Annotated in this window: 14 protein-coding genes and 1 pseudogene; 6 read left to right on the forward strand and 9 right to left on the reverse strand. The window is 59.3% G+C overall.

Annotation, left to right across the window (positions count from 1 at the left end; all coding sequences use genetic code 11):
* Positions 1-95: 95 nt before the first annotated feature.
* Complete coding sequence (gene alsS / locus NOM06_RS00950) at positions 96-1,766, reverse strand: acetolactate synthase AlsS (protein ID WP_005338504.1); 1,671 nt, start codon at positions 1,764-1,766, stop codon at positions 96-98.
* Positions 1,767-1,784: 18 nt separating this feature from the next.
* Positions 1,785-2,579 carry an acetolactate decarboxylase gene (gene budA, locus NOM06_RS00955; protein ID WP_005338506.1) on the reverse strand — a complete coding sequence of 265 codons (795 nt, stop codon included), beginning with the start codon at positions 2,577-2,579 and terminating at the stop codon, positions 1,785-1,787.
* 108 nt (positions 2,580-2,687) lie between these two features.
* On the opposite strand from budA, the pseudogene NOM06_RS00960 reads away from it, so the two are divergent.
* A pseudogene (locus NOM06_RS00960) lies at positions 2,688-3,622 on the forward strand (LysR family transcriptional regulator).
* A gap of 42 nt (positions 3,623-3,664) precedes the next feature.
* On the opposite strand, the gene tyrS reads toward NOM06_RS00960, so the two are convergent.
* Positions 3,665-4,864: a tyrosine--tRNA ligase gene (gene tyrS / locus NOM06_RS00965; protein WP_005347884.1), complete on the reverse strand. Its 1,200-nt coding sequence runs from the start codon at positions 4,862-4,864 to the stop codon at positions 3,665-3,667.
* Positions 4,865-4,973: 109 nt separating this feature from the next.
* Here tyrS and NOM06_RS00970 point away from each other — a divergent pair, with 109 nt between their 5' ends.
* Complete coding sequence (locus NOM06_RS00970; RefSeq protein ID WP_255909235.1) at positions 4,974-6,299, forward strand: peptidoglycan DD-metalloendopeptidase family protein; 1,326 nt, start codon at positions 4,974-4,976, stop codon at positions 6,297-6,299.
* 314 nt (positions 6,300-6,613) lie between these two features.
* Positions 6,614-7,735, forward strand: a complete 1,122-nt coding sequence (locus NOM06_RS00975) for an anhydro-N-acetylmuramic acid kinase (RefSeq protein WP_064341749.1) — start codon at positions 6,614-6,616, stop codon at positions 7,733-7,735.
* Between the two features lie 22 nt (positions 7,736-7,757).
* Here NOM06_RS00975 and NOM06_RS00980 read toward each other — a convergent pair whose 3' ends face one another.
* Positions 7,758-8,630 (reverse strand): hypothetical protein, encoded by an 873-nt coding sequence (locus NOM06_RS00980; RefSeq protein WP_255909237.1) that lies wholly within the window; start codon positions 8,628-8,630, stop codon positions 7,758-7,760.
* A gap of 1,148 nt (positions 8,631-9,778) precedes the next feature.
* Between NOM06_RS00980 and NOM06_RS00985 the strand changes: the two genes are divergently transcribed.
* Positions 9,779-11,044 carry a RidA family protein gene (locus NOM06_RS00985; RefSeq protein WP_255909239.1) on the forward strand — a complete coding sequence of 422 codons (1,266 nt, stop codon included), beginning with the start codon at positions 9,779-9,781 and terminating at the stop codon, positions 11,042-11,044.
* A gap of 72 nt (positions 11,045-11,116) precedes the next feature.
* Here NOM06_RS00985 and NOM06_RS00990 read toward each other — a convergent pair whose 3' ends face one another.
* From NOM06_RS00990 to NOM06_RS01000, 3 genes are all read right to left on the reverse strand, one after another.
* Entirely contained in the window at positions 11,117-11,839 is a 723-nt protein-coding gene (locus NOM06_RS00990) for a PA1136 family autoinducer-binding transcriptional regulator (protein ID WP_110303280.1), read from the reverse strand.
* Positions 11,836-12,699: a glyoxalase III HchA gene (hchA, locus tag NOM06_RS00995; RefSeq protein WP_110303281.1), complete on the reverse strand. Its 864-nt coding sequence runs from the start codon at positions 12,697-12,699 to the stop codon at positions 11,836-11,838. Before hchA ends, NOM06_RS00990 begins: the two co-directional genes overlap by 4 nt.
* Positions 12,700-12,844: 145 nt before the next feature.
* Positions 12,845-13,717 (reverse strand): LysR family transcriptional regulator, encoded by an 873-nt coding sequence (locus tag NOM06_RS01000; RefSeq protein ID WP_110303282.1) that lies wholly within the window; start codon positions 13,715-13,717, stop codon positions 12,845-12,847.
* Between the two features lie 135 nt (positions 13,718-13,852).
* Between NOM06_RS01000 and NOM06_RS01005 the strand changes: the two genes are divergently transcribed.
* The gene (locus tag NOM06_RS01005; RefSeq protein WP_110303283.1) at positions 13,853-14,881 is read left to right on the forward strand and encodes an NAD(P)H-quinone oxidoreductase; all 1,029 of its coding nucleotides are present in this window, start codon (positions 13,853-13,855) and stop codon (positions 14,879-14,881) included.
* Between the two features lie 220 nt (positions 14,882-15,101).
* Here the strand turns inward: NOM06_RS01005 and NOM06_RS01010 are convergent, their stop codons facing one another.
* Entirely contained in the window at positions 15,102-15,728 is a 627-nt protein-coding gene (locus NOM06_RS01010; RefSeq protein ID WP_133249565.1) for a hypothetical protein, read from the reverse strand.
* Between the two features lie 180 nt (positions 15,729-15,908).
* Positions 15,909-17,900, reverse strand: coding sequence for a transketolase (gene tkt, locus NOM06_RS01015; protein ID WP_110303284.1), 1,992 nt, complete (start codon positions 17,898-17,900; stop codon positions 15,909-15,911).
* A gap of 349 nt (positions 17,901-18,249) precedes the next feature.
* On the opposite strand from tkt, the gene metK reads away from it, so the two are divergent.
* Entirely contained in the window at positions 18,250-19,401 is a 1,152-nt protein-coding gene (gene metK / locus NOM06_RS01020; RefSeq protein WP_005338519.1) for a methionine adenosyltransferase, read from the forward strand.
* The last annotated feature ends 40 nt before the right edge of the window (positions 19,402-19,441 follow it).

Genomic DNA, 19,441 nt, shown 5'->3' on the forward strand with positions numbered 1-19,441 from the left:
AATAAAAAACCGGCATCCCCTGATGCCGGTTTTTGCTATATGGACGGGTCTGCCTGCCCTTACACAGGGATTCAGGCCAGCACTGCTGCCCACACTTATGCCAATACTTCTGGCCTGAGCTGGGCCATCAGCCCCGGGTTGTCGGAGTAATCGACCGGAATGGCCACCACAGCAGGCCCCTCCACCGCCAGCGCGGCCCGCAGGGTGGCACGCAGCTCGTCGGCCGAGCGCACCGCGAAACCGGCCGCCCCGAACGATTCGGCATAGCGTTTGAAGTCGATGGGACCAAAAGAGACGCCGGAGGTGCGGCAATACTTCTGCTGCTCCTGCATCGCGACCATGTTGTAGCCGTTATCGACCCAGATGATGTGAACGATATTGCTCTTGAGCCGCACCGCCGTCTCCAGCTCCATGCTCGACTGCATAAAGCTGCCATCCCCCGATACCGAGATCACCTTCTCACCCGGCCGCACCAGCGCCGCACCGATGGCCCAAGGCAGTGCCACCCCCATGGTCTGCTGACCATTGGAGATCAACACCTGACGGGCACGGAAGCTGTAGAGGTAGCGGGCAATCCAGATATGGAAGCTGCCCATGTCGACGCAGAGGGTCATGTCGTCGCGCACCAGATCCTGCAGCTCGCGCACGATACGCAAGGGGTGAACCGGATTGCCGTGCAGATCGTCGGCCCGCATCGCCAGTCGCAGTCGCTGCTGGCGTACCCCTTGCAGCAGCCGATCCACCTCGGGGGGACGGATTTTCGGATTGCCCATGATGCGGGTCAGCTGCAACAGGTTGGCGCGGATCGACCCCACCAGCTCGGCGGTCGGGCAGTAGCTGCTGTCGATATCGGCAGGTAGCACGTCGATATGGAGGATGCGCCGCTCCCTGTCGCCATTCCACAGCACGGGGTCGTACTCGATGGGGCTGTAGCCGATGCAGATCACCAGATCGGCCCCTGCCAGCAGCTGATCCCCCGGCTGGTTGTTAAAGAGCCCCACCCGTCCGGCAAAATCATCGAAGTGGCAGCTGTCCACCACCCCGGCAGCCTGATAGGTACCGGTCACCGGCAGCCGCGCCTTGTCGAGGAAGGCGCGCACTGCCTCCGCATTCTCCGGCCGGCTCGCCATCAGGCCGAGCAGCACCACCGGATTCTGGGCGTTGCGCAGCAGGGTCAATGCCTGCTCCATATTCTGCTCATCGGCGCAGCCCGGCTCCGGCACCTCGCGGGGCACCAGCACATTGCCCTGTACCGGCTTGTTGATGATATCCATCGGCAGGCTGACAAACGCCGCCCCCGGCCGCCCCAGCTCGGCAGCGCGAAAGGCGTTGGCCATCACTTCCGAAATCGCAGCCCCGCTGTTGACCTGAGCACTGAACTTGGTGACCGGACGACAGAGGTTGACCGTATCCATGCTCTGATGGGTGAGTTTGAGGCCATCGGCACGGCGCACGGCGCCGCCCAGCGCCACCATGGGGTCCCCCTCCGAGGTGGCCGTCGCCAACCCGGTAATGAGGTTGGAGCAACCGGGGCCCGAGGTGACCAGCGCCACCCCCGCCTTGCCGGTGAGGCGCCCCACCGCGGCCGCCATAAAGGCGGCGTTCGCCTCATGGCGCACCACTATGGTCTCGATGGGAGAGTCCTCCAGCGCATCGAACACCCGGTCAATCTTGGCCCCCGGGATCCCGAACACCTGCTTGACCCCTTGCGCCTCCAGATGACGAACCACCAGCTCGGCACCGCACTTCCACTGTCTGTTTTCCATGATATTGCTCCTTGTCTATCAGCCTTCGGCGGCCTGAATGGCGCGATCGAGATCGGCGGGGTTGAGGTCGGCCTGCCGGAAAGCGGGATCCGATGGCAGGGCCAGATTGAGGTGACGCACCACAGAAAGTCGCAGGGTGCCGTGGGCCATGGTGTAGTCGAGCAGATGACCGCCCCCCTTGCGATCGGCGGTGATCATGTGTTCGTGAAAGCCCGCCACATTGACCCCCTGCACGAACGGCGGGCAGCGAAAGCCCACCAGGGTTCCCGCCACCGCGGCAAAGCGGAACAGCGGTTGCTGTTCGATGGCTTCCAGCATGGGGCGATAGGGGGGCTCCTGACGCGGCACGGTACGTACCTTGGCCGTCTCAAACTGGCCGTCGAGGCGCAGGGCGACGAAGACGTTGTCGGATCCCACCAACCGATCCACCCACTGGTGGATCTCGTCACGGCTGAGGGGATGGTCGAAGCGACGCTCCAGACAGGGGCGAAAATGGGTCATCACCGCGAAGGGGGTCTTCTGATCAGCGCGGGCGGGACGGGCCGAGCCATCGGAGCGCAACTGGTGGATCTGGCGCTCGAAGGCGATCAGCTCACCATCGAGGTGATTGAAGGTGCCGAGGCCAAAGTCGCCGTGGCGCAGCAGCTCGCTCATGGTGGTCTCCCCTTCGTAGACCCCCGCCAGCAGGGCGCTCATCAGGGAACTCTGGTAGATCTCGCCGCCGTCATGCTGCCTGCGCCAGCGGGAAAACTGCTGGCTCACTTCGAGGGCACAGCTGCACCCGGCACTGTCAGATGTTGCAATATGTTCCATTCGGGTTTCACCTCCACCGTGAATCCTGTTAGCGTTCGGATCCAATGGTGACTTGGTTCACATTTCAACACCAATACGCTGATCCCATGACTTTGAGACTCAATCGATATGGAACTTCGTACGCTCCGCTACTTCATGGCCGTTGTTGAAAAGCAGAATTTCACCCGCGCAGCCGAATCACTCAACATGGCCCAGCCGCCGCTGAGCCAGCAGATCCGCAAGCTGGAAGAGACCCTGGGCACCCGCTGCTGCGCCGTTTGACCCGCAGTGTCGAACTGACCGAGGCGGGCGAGAGCCTCTATCGGGATGCGGCGCAGATCCTGGCGCTGGCCGATGCGGCAAAACTGAAGGTAAAGCGGATTGCCCGGGGCGAGCAGGGGGCGCTGCGGATCGGCTTTGCCGGTTCCACCGTGCTCCACCCCGCGGTGCTGACCCTGCTGCACGACTATCGGGAGCACTACCCCGAGGTAGCCCTCAGCCCGCAGGAGGGCACCATGCCGGCACTGGTGGAGGCGCTACGCAACGATCGGCTGGATGCCGCCATCTTGCGGCTGCCCTGCCGGGGTAGCGAGGGCTTTGCCCATCACCTTATCGAGCAGGAGCCGCTGCTGATCGCCCTGCCGACCAGCCACCCCAAGGCCAAGCCGGGCCCCTTGTCACTGGCCAGCCTGAAGGACGAGAGTTTTATTCTGTTTCCCCACGCCATCGGGCCCGGGCTCTATGACGGCATCGTGGGCCTCTGTCGGGAGGCGGGCTTCGAGCCGATACTGGGGCCCGAATGCCCGCAGGTGATCTCTACCGTCGGCATGGTGCAGGCGGGCTTTGGCGTGACTCTGGTGCCCAGCTCAGTGGCGGCGCTGCGCCCGCTCGGGGTCAGTTATCACCCCATTGAGGGCAACGGCATGATGACCAGTATCAGTCTGGCGACACGGCCACACCCAAGCAGTGCCGTGCTGCGGCACTTTATCGCCCAGATCCGTGCCGCCCAGATACGACAAGGCCTCCCGAAGGAGGCCCTGTTGAACAAGCTTGAACCGGCCTGATGGCCAGCTTGCCTGATGCGACTGCTTATTTGACGGTACTGCTTATTTGACAGTCACCCGGGCAAACTTGCGCTTGCCGACCTGATAGACAGCGGTACCGGCACCGATGAGTGCCTTGCCATCTTCCAGCTTCTCGCCATCCACCTTGACCGCGCCCTGCTTGATCATCCGCAGCGCTTCGGAGGTGGTGGCCACCAGATCGGCCTCTTTCAGCAGGTTGGCAATGGCCAGACCTTCGCCTTCCAGAGCCAGCTCGATTTCCGGCATCTCGTCCGGGATGGCGTTCTTGGAGAAGCGCTGGGTGAAATCTTCGTGGGCCGCTTCAGCCGCCGCTTCGTCGTGATAACGGGCGATGATCTCTTTGGCCAGCCAGATCTTCACGTCGCGCGGGTTGAGAGTACCGGCAGCGATGCCCGCCTTGAACTCTTCGATTTCGGCCAGCGGACGGAAGGAGAGCAGCTCGTAGTAGTTCCACATCAGATCGTCGGTGATGGACATGATCTTGCCGAACATCTCGCCCGGAGCGTCATGGACACCGATGTAGTTGCCTGCGGACTTGGACATCTTCTTGACGCCATCCAGACCCACCAGCAGCGGCATCATCAGCACGCACTGGGTCGCCATGCCGGCATCTTTTTGCAGCTCGCGGCCCATCAGCAGGTTGAACTTCTGGTCGGTACCGCCGAGCTCGACGTCCGCCTTCAGCGCGACCGAGTCATAGCCTTGCAGCAGCGGATAGAGGAATTCGTGAATCGCGATGGATTGGCCGCCGGTGTAGCGCTTCTTGAAGTCGTCGCGCTCCATCATGCGGGCCACGGTCTGCTTGGCTGCCAGCTTGATCATGCCGGTCGCACCCAGCTCGCTCAGCCAGGTCGAGTTGTACTCGATGCGGGTCTTTGCCGGGTCGAGGATCTTGAACGCCTGCTCTGCATAGGTGAGGGCGTTGTGCTTGATGGCCTCTTCGGAGAGCGGCGGACGAGTGGCGTTCTTGCCGGAGGGGTCACCCACCATGGCAGTGAAGTCACCGATCAGCAGGATCACTTCATGGCCCAGATCCTGGAAGGTCTTCAGCTTGTTGAGGATCACGGTATGACCCAGGTGAATGTCGGGGGCGGTCGGGTCCATGCCCAACTTGATGCGCAGCGGGCGCCCTTCCTTCAACTTGGCGACAAGTTCTTCTTCAACCAGAATTTCTTCCGCTCCGCGCTTGATCTCGGCTAGCGCCACCTCGAGCTGGGACATTTTTTGACTCTCCATCACGATTCCACAGGGCCAAACATATTACTGGAATGGCGGGCCAATTGGAAAGGCTGTAAAATCCGTCCATTCTGCCCGACTTCATCTGCTTCTCATGGTTATTTGGCACGCCTTCAACGCACTCCCCCACTGGCACCGCAAGATGGTGCTGATCTTGAGCATCATGATCATGATGCTGGCTGCCTGGCCCAGCGAACAGGCAGTAGCAACACGGGTCGATGAAAACGGCAACGAAATTGCCCTGCGGGAATCGGCTAACGATAACGCGCTGAACGACGAGCTGCCGGCCGAGGCCGCCCAGCCTGCCACCCCGCCCAAACCACGCTACATCACCAAGCAGGTGAAGGTACGCCGTGGCGACAACATGGGAGTAATCTTCCAACGCATTGGCCTGAGCACCACGGATCTGCACCTGATCGATCAGCTCGAGGGCAGCGATCCCCTGCGGATGCTGCAACCTGGGCAGGAGCTCACCTTCAAGCTCACCGAGAACGGCGAGCTGCACAGCCTCTATTACCCCCACAGTCTGGAGCTGGCGCTCAAGGTGAGCCGCAAGGAGGAGACCTTTGTCGCCCGCAACGTCAAAATCGCCCTCGACACCCGCGAACAGGTGAGCAAGGGCGAGATCCGCTCCAGCTTCTGGGGCGCCGCGGTGGATGCGGGTATGACCGAAGATCAGATCATGGACTTGGCCGCCATCTTCGGCTGGGACATCGACTTTGCCCAGGACTTGCAGCCGGGAGACAGCTTCCGGGTGGTCTATGAAGACAAGTTCCGCGACGACGAGCGGGTCGCCTCCGGCGATATTCTGGCGGCGGAGTTCGTCAACCAGGGCACAGCCTACCGCGCCGTGCTCAATGAAGATGGCAACTACTACACCCCGGAAGGAAAGGCGATGCGCAAGAGCTTTCTGCGTGCGCCGGTCAACTTCAAATACATCAGCTCCAACTTCAACCCGCGCCGCCTCCATCCGGTGACCGGCAAGATCCGCCCCCACAACGGCATCGACTATGTGGCGCCGGTGGGAACCCCCATCATGGCGGCGGGCTCCGGCAGCGTGGTGGCCGCCGGTTACAACCAGTTCAACGGCAACTACGTCTTTATCAAGCATGCCGGCAACTATGTGACCAAGTACCTGCACCTCTCCAAGCGCACCGTCAACAAGGGACAGCGGGTGAAGCAGGGGCAGACCATCGGCACTCTGGGTGGCACCGGTCGCGTCACCGGCCCGCACCTGCACTACGAATTCGTGGTGGGCGGCATTCACAAGAACCCGCGCACCCTCACCCTGCCGCAGGCAGAGACCCTGAGCGGACGCGAGCTGGCCAACTTCAAAAAGCTGGCGATGCCGCAACTGGCCAAGCTCGACAGCCCCGAGCTGCAGCTGGCCCAGAACAAGCGGGATAGTCGCGGCAACTAAGCCATCAGGGCTGGCAGGGTGAAGGCCCTGCCAGCCCCTTTTATTGAACCCGCGCCAGGCAATAAGATTGAAATGAGTCCTCTTTCAGACATAAGATGAGATGGAACACCGGGAGCGGCATGTGGCATGGAAGCAAGGGCTTATCTATCCTGTCTCTCTCACTCTTTTTCCGGTCCGCATTGAGGATGCAACATGGTTGAGCGTTATATCGGTCTGATGTCGAAGACCACGCCATGTGGCATGGGATGAAAGCCGTTCCCCCTCTTCACCCTCTCTGCACACCGCATTTTCGAACAGCAATGTAAGGAGACACCATGGCTGAGCGCTATATCGGTCTGATGTCGGGAACCAGCATGGACGGCATTGATGCCGTGCTGGTGATGATCGCCGGGGATGAACTGCGGGTCGAAGCGGCGCTTTGTCACCCCTGGCCGCAAGAGACCGCCCGCACGCTGCATGCCCTCTGCACCCCGGGCGACAACGAAATCGACCGCATGGGGGTGGCCGATAATCTGGTGGCGCGAGAGTTTGCCGCCGCCACCCACGCGCTGCTGGCCAAGGCGAAGCTTGAGCCCAAAGATATTCGCGCCATCGGCAGCCACGGCCAGACCATCCGCCATCGCCCCCAGCTTGGCTTTACCCTGCAGATCGGCAACGCCGCCCTGCTAGCGGCGCTAACCGGCATCGACGTTATCGCCGATTTTCGCACCATGGATATGGCCCTCGGCGGTCAGGGGGCGCCGCTGGTGCCCGCCTTCCATCAGGCGCTGTTTGCCAAGCCCGGCGCCCTGCGAGTGGTACTGAACCTCGGCGGCATCGCCAATATCTCGGTGCTGCCGGGCAATCCGGGCGGGGTATATGGTTTTGATACAGGCCCGGCCAACACCCTGCTCGATGGCTGGTATCGCCGCCATCAGCCCCACGGCGGCAGCTATGACGCCGGTGGCAAATGGGCCGCCAGTGGCAAGCCCATCCCGGCCCTGCTGGAGAAGCTGCTGGCTCACCCCTACTTCGCCGCCCCCGCCCCCAAGAGCACCGGACGGGAGATGTTTACCCTCGATTGGCTCGATGGGGAGCTGGCAGGCACTTCATACGCCCCCGTGGATGTGCAGCGCACCCTGCAGGCGCTCACCTGCCACAGCATCGCCCGCCAACTGCCCGCACGGCCCGAGTCAGTCGGTGCCAGCCAGCCGAAAGCCGAGCTGTTTGTCTGCGGCGGCGGTGCCCATAACGCCCCCTTGCTGAAGGAGCTGGCCAGCCTGCTGCCTGCATGGCGCATCGCCAGCACCGCTGAGCTGGGCCTTGCCCCCGACTGGGTGGAAGGCGCTGCCTTTGCTTGGCTGGCCATGTGCTTTGTTCACCGCAAGCCGGGCAACCTGCCCGCCGTCACCGGTGCCAGCCGTCCGGCTGTGCTGGGGGCGCTTTATCCCGCCTGAGTGATGACAAGGGGGCTGCGGATCAGTGTGCCCCCTTGAACAGACGCACAACCTGTTGCCGGATCGGTGCAAACAGCGGGGGCTTTGGCGGCTCCAGATTGATATGGCGCCGCCCGGCACGGGTTTCACAACGAAGCAGATTCTGGATGTAGTGGTGGTGGGAGCGATGGATCAGCTGTGAGGCTTGATACGCCCACTGTCTGGGCACGCCCCACAGGGTGCTGGCAATCGCACCGACGATGCAGAAGAAAGCGGGCTCCTGAATTCCCATCCGGCTGGCGTTCTCCAGCGCCTCCTTGAGCGAGTTGGAGTGGGCAATACAGGTCATGATATTGACCATGAAGGCGTCGTAATCATCCTCCCCACCCTTGCCAACCCGCGCCGTCAGGGTCGCCGCGGGTTGATAACCAAACTGATGGCCGATATTTTCCAACACCGTATTCCGCTGGCGGATCACCTTGCCATAAAACATCAGCATCACCATGCAGTCGAGCGCCTTGCACAGCGCCTCGTAGTGGGGATGGCTCTTCTTGGGACGCGGCGCCGTGGCGAGAGCCAGCTCTTCAGAGATGGCCAGCAGGCCCACAGGTACGGCGGTGCTGACAAACGAGAGATCAATCGACAGCTCCAGCCCCTCCTCCCCTTCCATGCGGGCCACAATCACATGTTCGCCAAACAGCCGACGCTGGCGCTCGATAAAGGCGCCAAAGACCAGATCACGAAACTGCTTTTGCGGATAAGGGGTATCGAGCAGGCTCTCGATGGTCATGATGGCGGCGGATACCCGGCCGCGCAGTCGGTAATCGGCAGGAATGGGAAAGCTCTTTCCCAGGCGAGGAGGTAACCGCTGCCCAGATGTTTGACAATACATATCGCCCAGAACGAAACCCAGCATAAATCCTCCACAGTCAGGTAATGATGATCGCGATGCGATCTCGCTTGCCAATCCTGGGCAATGGCCTGCCGGTGCTTCGATGCTCTCCGTCAGGGCTCCTTGATTACCTTATTAATCATACGATTAATAGCGAATGAAAAAAGCGACCTGACTCGCAATCACGCCACTAACTAACAGTTTCATCAAGAAACCATAAGAAGCGGTCGATAAATCCATTTTTTGGCTGATTTCCTTTTAAAAACAATATATTGAACTTTATACCTGCGAAATCACCTGAGCTGTTCCCGAGCCCTGAAAACCATCCCAATCATCACAACCAGCCACAGATAAGAGGGAGATCAGACAAAGCCGCAAAAAGTGGAAAAACCGACGACGCGGGGCAACACCCCCCATCGGGGGATGCAACCGGCGTGAAGATAAGCGGATTGCCACCACAGCCCCTCATCCAACGCCACCTCTCATCCAGCACCACAGCTCCCGCACTCCGTCACGCCAACGCCATGCTCCCCACTCCTGTGCAGCAGGAGCAGATCCGCCGTGCAAATTCATGGCATAGAATTTTATGGCGTTAATAACAGATCCCGGCTGCCAGCAAGGCGTCACCGAGTATGCCGGAATAATCATTAACAGAGAGGAATGCAAAAGCCGTGAATTATATTCCAGAGGTATCTTTAATAAGGTGGATATGCATATTCACGGGAATTTTCATAGCCCCTTAAAAAAGCTTAAAACAGATATCCATGCACCATGATATGCATTATTTGCACATCGGCGCATAATATTAACCCTTTATTCACACGCCAATATCCCGAAGAGGGGGAGAGCAAACCCAGTCAGGGCAAGGCTGTCCGCCGGTTCGGCACCATTTGCGCACGAATTGGCTACGATTTCGGGTGAATTGAATAGCAATATGATTAAATTTGCGCCCATTGAGCCATCTCATAGAAATGCAATCAGCGGTTTGCAACCCCTGATAGCCACTCATAGAATCGCTGCGTCTGAAATATCTACCCTATCCTCTCTTCCATTATTCCTCTCAGTAATTGAGTGGATCACAAATAATAACCGGGGATGCCGCCGCTGGCGCACAACAAGATGGGGTAAACCTGTACCTGAATGAACAACAAATATTAAAAAGAGGCATATCTATGAGTGGCACCATCATCAAGTCGGCAAGAAATACCCCCCATGCACCCCAGGATCTGGGCCCCTGCACCCAAACGGTGGCGTTTTCTCATTACAACAATATCTCCGCCCAGCTGCCGGTCGATCCCGCTACCGGCAAGATGGTGAGCGGCGATGTCACCGCGCAGGCCAGACAGTGCCTCACCAATATCAAGGCCATCATCGAGAGCATCGGCCATGTGATGGATGATGTGGTGAAAGTGACCCTCTTCCTGCAAGAGATGGCTGATCTCGACGCGGTCAATGAAGTCTATCGCGAGTTCTTCCCGCGCAACCTGCCGACACGCACCGTACTGGCCGTAGCGGCTCTGCCGCTGCATGCCAAAGTACAGATGGATGCGCTCATCTCCAACGGCGAAGGTACCTTCCCGCAAGATCCTTGCCCGCTGGTGAAGATCGCCCGCAACAGTGACAAGGCGCCGCACAATCCGTTCTCCACCCATACCGTGGCCTTCTCCCACTACAACAATATCGGCGCCCAGCTGCCGGTGGATGCAGCCTCTGGCCAGCTGGTTGCCGGTGGCATCAAGGAGCAGGCGGGCCAGTGCCTGCGCAATATCAAGGCGGTGCTGGAGAGCATCGACGTGCCGTTTGACGATATCGTCAAGGTTACCGTCTATCTGACCGATCTGGCCGATCTGGAGGCCGTCAACGAGGTCTACACCACCTTCTTCCCCGACTCCGCCATTGCCCGCGCCGTCGCCTATCTGCCTGCCCGCTCGGTAGTCAGTGCCGCCGCTCTGCCCATGGGGGCGCTGGTGCAGATGGATGCGGTCATCTCCCACGGTGACGGCACCCCGCCGCAACTGGTGGAAGATCGTCACAATCTGGTGATCCGTGCCCGCAATACCGACAAGGCACCGCGCAGCCCGATCCATTGCCAAACCGTCGCCTTCTCCCACTACAACCATCTCTCTGCGCAGTTACCGATTGACCTGGCCACCGGCAAGATCCTGACCGGTTGCGTGCGGGAGCAGACCGCCCAGTGCCTCAGCCATATCAAGGCGATTGTGGAGAGCATCGGCCATGTGATGGACGATATCGTCAAGGTCAATATCCAGCTCGCCAATATCGCGGATCTGGCCGAGGTGGATGCCATCTATACCAAATACTTCCCGGCCTACCTGCCGGCCCGCACCGTGATCGCGGTGCGCGAGCTGCCCGCTGGCGCGCGAATCCAGATGGATGCAGTGATGTCCAACGCAGAAAGCACCCCGCCGCAAGCGTAAGGGTTGTGGAAATAAAAAAGAGACCGGCTATATGCCGGTCTCTTTTTACATGTCAGACAAAGAGGTAGCCCCTCAGCCCTCGATATCGCGGTTCCTGATCGCCACTCTGACCGCCTCTGCCGTGGTGGCCACCCCCAGCCGACGGCGGGCACTGCGCAGATGGTTCTCGACCGTGCGCACCGAGAGCTTCAGGGTGGTGGCGATGTCGGCATGGCGCCAACCCCGGGAGACCCACTCCAGCACTTCGCGCTCACGACCAGTGAGGCCGCGCTCGTGGCCCGCTACCGGCATCTCCATCAGGCGACGAGCTGCATGAAAAGCTGCCACCGCGATCAGCGCAAGGCCAACCCGAGCGGGAGCGCTGGCATCGATCTGATCGCCGCCGAAGCTCATCGCCCCCTCCAGTCCCAACGGCCCATAGACGGGTACCTGCAAGCCATGTCGGCCCGGCCCCTCAGGATGGCGAACGATACGGTACTGCTCGCCAGCAGTGCCAACCGTTTTGCTCCAGAAGAAGGGCTGGTCTCGCTCTCTGATATGCATCGCCATCGGGCACTCGCGCATATAGGCATGCAGGTCGACCGCCTCGCCGCTCTCCAGCCACTCCCCCTCCAACCAGTAGAGGTGCTCGACCACCCCCTCTTCGCTGGCACTGATGGAGAAGAGCGCAAAGCGGTGATATCCCAGCGGGGTGGCGAAGGCGCGCACCAGTTGCTGGATCTCCTCCAGCCGCTGGCCCCCTTCCAGCGCCACCGCGACCTGCAGCGCACTGGCTGGCGATGACGACAACCTCATCGTTTGGCAACCGCCTCCAGCAAGGTGGTTGCGGCCAGCTTGCCGAGGTTATTGCCCGCCAGCGGGCTGTCACCGGTCAGCAGATTGCGATCCCGGCACACTTCTCCCGAGATGCCGTTGTTGACGATCTCAAAGCCAATCTCTTTGAGCTTCTCGCCAAACTTCCAGGTGAGGTGGCCCGGCATATAGCCAATTGCCGGGGTCTGGGCATCCAGCTCATCGGGGAAAGCGCAGATCTTGTAGCCCGCGAAGGTCTCTGGATTGGCCACCGCCAGCAGCGCAGCAGGCCCGTGACAGAGGGAGATGATGAAGCGATCGTTGGCCATCGCCCACTCCAGCAGCGCTTTCACCTCGGCACTCTGCGGCAGCCCCATCAGGGCGCCGTGCCCGCCGGGAATAAAGACGCCGATATAGTCCGAGTCGGCGGCCAGCGCCTCTTTCAGCAGATCGGCCAGCTTGGCCGGTTGGCGGAACTGCGCCTGATATTTGCCATAGAGCCCCAGCACCTCTTCGTCTTCGCCGGGCATGGCCCACCACTCGAACTTGACCGGATTGCCGGAGAGGGTGGCCACATCAAAGGCAAAACCCGCCCTGTCGAGGTGATACATGGGCAGCAGGGTTTCGACCGGATGGTTGCCGGTGGAAAACAGGGTGCCGTTGTCGGTGGGCAGATAACGCTCATCGGCCCCGATCAGCAGGATCTTCCAGCGCCCCTCCCGATAGGGAGCGGGATAGTCAGCCCCGGCAAGGTCAGATTTGCGCGAGGTGAACTGGCTCAGGGAGTAGGGCGACGGGAAGAAGGCATTCTGCTCTGCCGGATCCGGGGTCGGTTGTTTATCGTCAACAAGCATATCGGTCATGGGTCAGGCTCCAGTAGTGGTGGACTCGGTCTCACAGTATTGACTGTCAGAGACCAAGTAAATGAGGGTTTTCCCTCAACCGCCATGACTATGGCAAGGGATGTGACAGCGCTGCGACAAAACCTGAACAGAGCGCCCGCCAGACTTAGGCCACTGCGGCAAATGCCCTGACGATGACATCCATGACCGCTCTGACCCGCGCGGCATGTTGCACATCCTGATGGGTCACCAGCCAGACATCGTAGGATTGCTGTAACTGCCGCTCGGGCCAGACCCGCATCAACCCGGCTTGCTCGGCCAGCGGAACCGCCACCTCGCCAAGCCCCAACCCCATCAACAGGGCCTGACGCAGCATCAGGCTGGTATTGACCCCCGCGGCGACCGTGGCTCCCTCGGCCGCCTCTTCGAGCATCATGGGGGATCGCGCGCTCTGCCAGTGGGGCTCATACACCACCAGCGAATGGCCCGCAAAACCGGTGCCCGCTTCGGGAATGCCATGGCGAGCCAGATAGTCGGCGGAGGCATACAACCCGACCGGCCAGGAGGCCAGCTTGCGAATAATCAGGTCGGGATTGTCCGGCTTCACCGTCCGGATCGCGATATCCGCTTCCCGCAGAGACAGATTGACCACCTGGGTCGAGGTATTGAGGATGACCCTGATATCGGGATAACGCTGATGCAGCTCGGTCAGAGCCGGTATCAGGAAATCCATCCCCAGGGTGTCTGTGGTCGCCACGCTGACCTCCCCAACCAGACGGTTGTCGACCCCTTGCGCCGCCCGCACAAAATCAATGGCCGCCAGCTCCATCTGCTGGGCGCTGGCCAGCACGATCTCCCCGACATGGGTCAGCACATACCCTTTGGATGTGCGGAGAAACAGCGTGGCCGCCAGACGATGCTCCAGTGCGGCAATCCGTCTGCCAATGGTGGCCTGATCGACCCCGACCACACGGGCGGCGCCCCTCAGGCTCCCTTCCCGATGCAACGCCAGAAAAATTTTCGCATCATCCCAGTTCATCACGACTCCCGGTTGAAATGCATTTTTGCATTACAGGTGAGGGATAATACTGCGTTTATTCATCAGCAATCTCCACTATCTTGGTGCTCATCCCACTCGGGGAACCTCATATCACCTCGTTACAAGGAGCCGCTGATGCATAACGCCTATTCCATTCCCGCCACCATGAGCGCGGTAGAGATTACCCAGCCAGGTGGCCCCGATGTCTTGCAACTGACCACCCGCGCCACACCCAAGCCCAAGCCGGATGAGGTCTTGATCCGGCACTATGCAACCGGCATCAATGGGCCGGATGTGATGCAGCGCAAAGGGCTCTACCCGCCTCCGGCAGGAGCATCGGATATTCCCGGGCTGGAGGTCGCCGGGGTCGTGGTCGCCAAGGGGGAGCAGGTGACCCATCTCAAGATTGGCGACAAGGTCGCCGCGCTGATTTCGGGTGGCGGCTATGCCGAGTACAGCGTCGCCCACCAGAGCAATGTCCTGCCCCTGCCGCCCGGATTGAGCTTTGTCGAAGCCGCGGCACTGCCGGAAACCTTTATGACGGTCTGGTCAAATATGTTTGAACGGGGTCAGTTCAAAAAAGGGGACATTATCTTGATCCATGGCGGCGCCTCCGGCATCGGCACGACCGCCACCATGCTGGCCAAGGCATTTGGCGCCGCAAAAATCATCACCACGGTCGGCTCACCCGAGCAGCAGGCCGCCAGCATCAAGCTGGGCGCGGATGTGGCCGTGCTCTACAAGGAGGAGGATTTTGTCGAGGCAGTGCATGCAGCCACCGATGGCCATGGCGCCGACATCATTCTCGATATCATTGGCGGGGAGTATGTCGCGCGCAACTATGCGGCGGCCGCCATCAATGGCCGCATAGTCCAGATCGGCATTATTGCGGGCGCAGCCCCCAATCTGGATCTGTTTCCCATGCTGCAAAAGCGGCTGACCCATATCGGCTCTACCCTGCGCTCGCGTACTCCGCAGGAAAAAGCCGAGCTGATTGCCCAGCTGCAAACTCATGTCTGGCCATTTATCGAACGCGGCGATGTAAAACCTCAGGTTTACCAGACCTTCCCGCTGCATGAGGCCGCCGCCGCCCACCATTTGCTGGATTCAGGCCGCCATATCGGCAAGCTGGTATTAACCATGGTGCCGTTGTCGTCAGATTGATAAAGCCCATCGTGAAGCAGGCCGAGGTGGATGCGGTGATATCCAACGCGGAAAGTCTCCCGCCGCAGGCGTAAGGGTTGCGGAAATAAAAAAGAGACCGGCTATATGCCGGTCTCTTTTTAGGTAACAGGAAGGGGCATTATTTTTATGGCATCGTCTTAAAGAACGCGAACGTCCGATTACGCTTCGCTAATCGAACCTACGAGCTATTTAGATAGCTCTACTGCAATTTTTGGTTAAAAGTATATGTAAAACCGCTTTTCCCATCAGTACGACAAAAATGCAAATTATCCAAAGCCACACATATTTCAAAACTGAGTAATGCAACTAGTTTTTGATTTGAAGAGGCCAATGTCATTTTAAATAATGAGTCATCAACCGCAGATAGCCCTATTAATACAGGGTATATGGCTGCCCATATATCAAGTGCCTGTGGCATTACCCTATGAATATCAATGGCAATATTCTTCATATCCATTGAACATAGATGTTCAGGGCTACAAAACATAAACTTTTCGTGAAGTACAGCCCTCAACGGCACATTACCGACCAGTGATTCATCAAGAATATTAGATAACTGCGATGCATAAAACTCGATATCTTCTCGTGCTTGCTGCAAATAATACTGGTCATTCATCTGTTTCTGTAAAGAAAGCTGACGAATCAAAACTACTAACGTAATAAATCCGAGTATTGGTGCATAGATACCTCCAATTGCCGAGCCAAATTCGGCCCATCGAGAGTGGTCTTGTGACAAATCTCCGCCAAATGTATTTACATATAAAGCAACAGGGGAAAATAAAAGTACAAAAACAACAACTATAATAACCCAACCTCTTATAACCATAGCTTAGCCTTTATTAAGACAATGAAGATCAATTATCAAGAAAAAGTACTATCAACTCTCAGGCATTGAAATATATTTTTAATTTACTATTTTCCTGTGCCAATAAAAACGCCCCCCATCTTTCGATGGAGGGCGTTTTATTTTCCGGCTATTGGGCCAGGGTGGCCCAATGGTCAGCTATTACAGGGACTCTGCGGTCGCAACCACGTTTTCCACGGTAAAGCCAAATTCCTTGAACAGCAGCTCGGCCGGAGCAGACTCACCGAAGGTGGTCATACCGATGATCTTGCCGCCGAAACCGACGTACTTGTACCAGTAGTCGGCGATGCCCGCTTCGATGGCCACACGCTTGGTGACGGAGGACGGCAGAACGGACTCTTTGTACTCGGCAGACTGGGCGTCGAACACGTCGGTAGACGGCAGAGAGACCACGCGCACGGCACGGCCCTTGGCAGTCAGCTGCTCATAGGCGGCAACGGCCAGTTCCACTTCGGAACCGGTGGCGATCAGGATCAGCTCCGGAGTACCGGCGCAATCCTTCAGCACGTAACCACCCTTGGCGGTGTCGGCCAGCTGCTGAGCAGTACGATCCATCTGGGCCAGGTTCTGACGAGAGAAGATCAGCGAGGTCGGGCCGTCGGTACGCTCGATGGCGTGTTTCCAGGCGATGGCAGATTCAACCTGGTCACACGGACGCCAAGTGCTCATGTTCGGAGTCAGACGCAGGGAGGCGATCTGCTCAACCGGCTGGTGAGTCGGGCCATCTTCACCCAGACCGATGGAGTCGTGGGTATAAACGAAGATGGAACGCTGCTTCATCAGGGCGGCCATGCGCAGGGCGTTGCGGGCATACTCCATGAACATCAGGAAGGTGGCGCCGTAGGGGATGAAACCACCGTGCAGGGCGATACCGTTCATGATGGCGGACATGCCGAACTCGCGGACACCGTAGTGGATGTAGTTGCCGGAGGCATCGTCATTGGTCAGGGACTTGGAACCGGACCACATGGTCAGGTTGGACGGAGCCAGGTCAGCGGAGCCACCCATGAATTCCGGCAGCAGCTTGCCGAACGCTTCCAGTGCGTTTTGGGACGCTTTACGGGTTGCGATCTTGGCCGGGTTGGCTTGCAGGGTTTCGATGATCTTGGCGGATTCAGCAGCCCAGTTGGCCGGCAAGTCGCCTGCGGTGCGGCGCTTGAATTCGGCAGCCAGAGTCGGGTGAGCGGCTTCATAGGCGGCGAACTTGGCAGCCCAGTCGGCTTCCAGTTTGGCGCCCTTCTCCTGACCGTTCCACTCGGCAGCGATGTCGGCCGGGATAACGAACGGAGCGTGGTCCCACTTCAGGAAGGCGCGAGCCGCGGCGATCTCGTCGTTGCCCAGCGGTGAACCGTGGCAGTCGTGAGAACCGGATTTGTTCGGAGAACCGTAACCGATAATGGTGCGGCAGCAGATCAGGGTCGGCTTGCCGGTCTCGGCCTTGGCGGCTTCGATGGCGGCATTAATAGCTTCCGGGCTGTGACCGTCAACAGCCGGGATTACGTGCCAGCCGTAGGCTTCGAAACGCTTGACGGTGTCGTCGGTGAACCAACCTTCAACGTGACCGTCGATGGAGATACCGTTGTCATCCCAGAACGCGATCAGTTTGCCCAGTTGCAGGGTACCGGCCAGAGAGCAAGCCTCGTGGGAGATACCTTCCATCAGGCAGCCGTCGCCCATAAAGGCGTAGGTGTAGTGGTCAACGATGTCGTGGCCCGGCTGGTTGAACTGCTCAGCCATGGCTTTTTCGGCAATCGCCATACCAACGGCGTTGGTGATGCCCTGACCCAGCGGGCCAGTGGTGGTTTCCACGCCCGGTGCATAGCCGTACTCCGGGTGACCCGGGGTGCGAGAGTGCAGTTGGCGGAAGTTTTTCAGATCGTCGATGGAGAGGTCATAACCGGAGAGGTGCAGCAGGGAGTACAGCAGCATGGAGCCGTGGCCGTTGGAGAGAATGAAACGGTCGCGGTCGGCCCACTTGGGGTTGTTCGGGTTATGTCTGAGGTGGCTACGCCACAGCACTTCGGCGATATCCGCCATTCCCATGGGGGCGCCCGGGTGACCGGAGTTGGCTTTTTGAACGGCATCCATACTCAATGCACGAATGGCATTGGCAAGCTCTTTACGAGAAGGCATCTGAATCTCCTGCGATTGCTTCATTTGATGGCCAAGATTAAGGCGCGTTATTGTCCCAGCAGGGCGCGCGGCGTGCAAATATTATCTGGATGAATAAAGTGGCTTTGGGAGGACAATCGCTTTTCTTGCCCTCTATTGACCAAAGCAACCAGAGAAAAACGTTTGATTTCCATCCCTTTCGGGATAGGAGAGCACCGCTTGTGACCCATTGGACACTGCGCGACAAAATAGTGCTGGCAATCGGGGGGGGCGCTAATTAAAATAGACGTCCAGATGTAGATACCTCTACACCATCCCATTCATCCGGTTATTGCCGTGGCGATAACCCAGACAAGCTGAGACTCTTATCATGGCAAAGCTGTTTACTTCCGAGTCGGTCTCCGAAGGCCATCCCGACAAGATTGCGGACCAGATCTCCGATGCGGTACTGGACGCCATCCTCAAGCAAGATACCAAGGCCCGTGTTGCCTGCGAGACCCTGGTCAAGACCGGTATGGTCATGGTGGCCGGTGAAGTAACCACCTCTGCCTGGGTAGATATCGAAGAGATCGTGCGTGATACCGTGCGTGAAATCGGCTACACCCACTCCGACATGGGCTTCGATGCTGACTCCTGCGCAGTGCTGAACGCCATCGGCAAGCAGTCCCCGGACATCAACCAGGGCGTTGACCGCAGCGATCCGCTGGAGCAGGGCGCTGGCGACCAGGGCCTGATGTTCGGCTACGCCACCAACGAAACCGACGTGCTGATGCCGGCCCCCATCACCTACTCTCACCTGCTGGTGAAACGTCAGGCTGAAGTGCGCAAGAACGGCACCCTGCCGTGGCTGCGTCCGGATGCCAAGAGCCAGCTGACCTTCGCCTACGACGACGCAGGCAAGATCATCGGTGTGGATGCCGTTGTTCTGTCTACCCAGCACGCCGAATCCATCAGCCACAAGGATCTGGTTGAGGCGGTACGCGAAGAGATCATCAAGCCGGTGCTGCCGGCCGAGTGGGTCAACAAGGACACCAAATACTTCATCAACCCGACCGGCCGTTTCGTTATCGGCGGCCCGATGGGTGACTGCGGTCTGACCGGTCGCAAAATCATCGTCGACACCTACGGCGGCATGGCCCGTCACGGTGGTGGCGCCTTCTCCGGTAAGGATCCGTCCAAGGTTGACCGCTCCGCTGCTTACGCCGCCCGTTACGTTGCCAAAAACATCGTTGCCGCCGGTCTGGCCGATCGCTGTGAAATCCAGATCTCCTACGCCATCGGCGTGGCTGAGCCGACCTCCATCAGCGTCGAGACCTTCGGTACTGCCAAGGTCGCCGAGGAGTTGCTGGTCAAGCTGGTGCGCGAGCACTTCGAACTGCGCCCGTATGGTCTGATCGAAATGCTGGATCTGAAGCGCCCGATCTACCAGGCTACCGCTGCCTACGGTCACTTCGGTCGCGACGAGTTCCCGTGGGAGCAGACCGACAAGGCCGAACTGCTGCGTTCCGCCGCTGGCCTGTAAGGCTCGCTGTTGTGATAAAAGGGGAGCCTGGCTCCCCTTT

The organism is Aeromonas sp. JL9 (assembly GCF_024436075.1).
Taxonomy (GTDB): domain Bacteria; phylum Pseudomonadota; class Gammaproteobacteria; order Enterobacterales; family Aeromonadaceae; genus Aeromonas; species Aeromonas veronii.

Coding starts and splice junctions, on each gene's coding strand:
- alsS (WP_005338504.1), bottom strand. CDS start 1,766: ATGGAAAACAGACAGTGGAAGTGCGGTGCCGAGCTGGTGGTTCGTCAT.
- budA (WP_005338506.1), bottom strand. CDS start 2,579: ATGGAACATATTGCAACATCTGACAGTGCCGGGTGCAGCTGTGCCCTC.
- tyrS (WP_005347884.1), bottom strand. CDS start 4,864: ATGTCCCAGCTCGAGGTGGCGCTAGCCGAGATCAAGCGCGGAGCGGAA.
- NOM06_RS00970 (WP_255909235.1), top strand. CDS start 4,974: ATGGTTATTTGGCACGCCTTCAACGCACTCCCCCACTGGCACCGCAAG.
- NOM06_RS00975 (WP_064341749.1), top strand. CDS start 6,614: ATGGCTGAGCGCTATATCGGTCTGATGTCGGGAACCAGCATGGACGGC.
- NOM06_RS00980 (WP_255909237.1), bottom strand. CDS start 8,630: ATGCTGGGTTTCGTTCTGGGCGATATGTATTGTCAAACATCTGGGCAG.
- NOM06_RS00985 (WP_255909239.1), top strand. CDS start 9,779: ATGAGTGGCACCATCATCAAGTCGGCAAGAAATACCCCCCATGCACCC.
- NOM06_RS00990 (WP_110303280.1), bottom strand. CDS start 11,839: ATGAGGTTGTCGTCATCGCCAGCCAGTGCGCTGCAGGTCGCGGTGGCG.
- hchA (WP_110303281.1), bottom strand. CDS start 12,699: ATGACCGATATGCTTGTTGACGATAAACAACCGACCCCGGATCCGGCA.
- NOM06_RS01000 (WP_110303282.1), bottom strand. CDS start 13,717: ATGAACTGGGATGATGCGAAAATTTTTCTGGCGTTGCATCGGGAAGGG.
- NOM06_RS01005 (WP_110303283.1), top strand. CDS start 13,853: ATGCATAACGCCTATTCCATTCCCGCCACCATGAGCGCGGTAGAGATT.
- NOM06_RS01010 (WP_133249565.1), bottom strand. CDS start 15,728: ATGGTTATAAGAGGTTGGGTTATTATAGTTGTTGTTTTTGTACTTTTA.
- tkt (WP_110303284.1), bottom strand. CDS start 17,900: ATGCCTTCTCGTAAAGAGCTTGCCAATGCCATTCGTGCATTGAGTATG.
- metK (WP_005338519.1), top strand. CDS start 18,250: ATGGCAAAGCTGTTTACTTCCGAGTCGGTCTCCGAAGGCCATCCCGAC.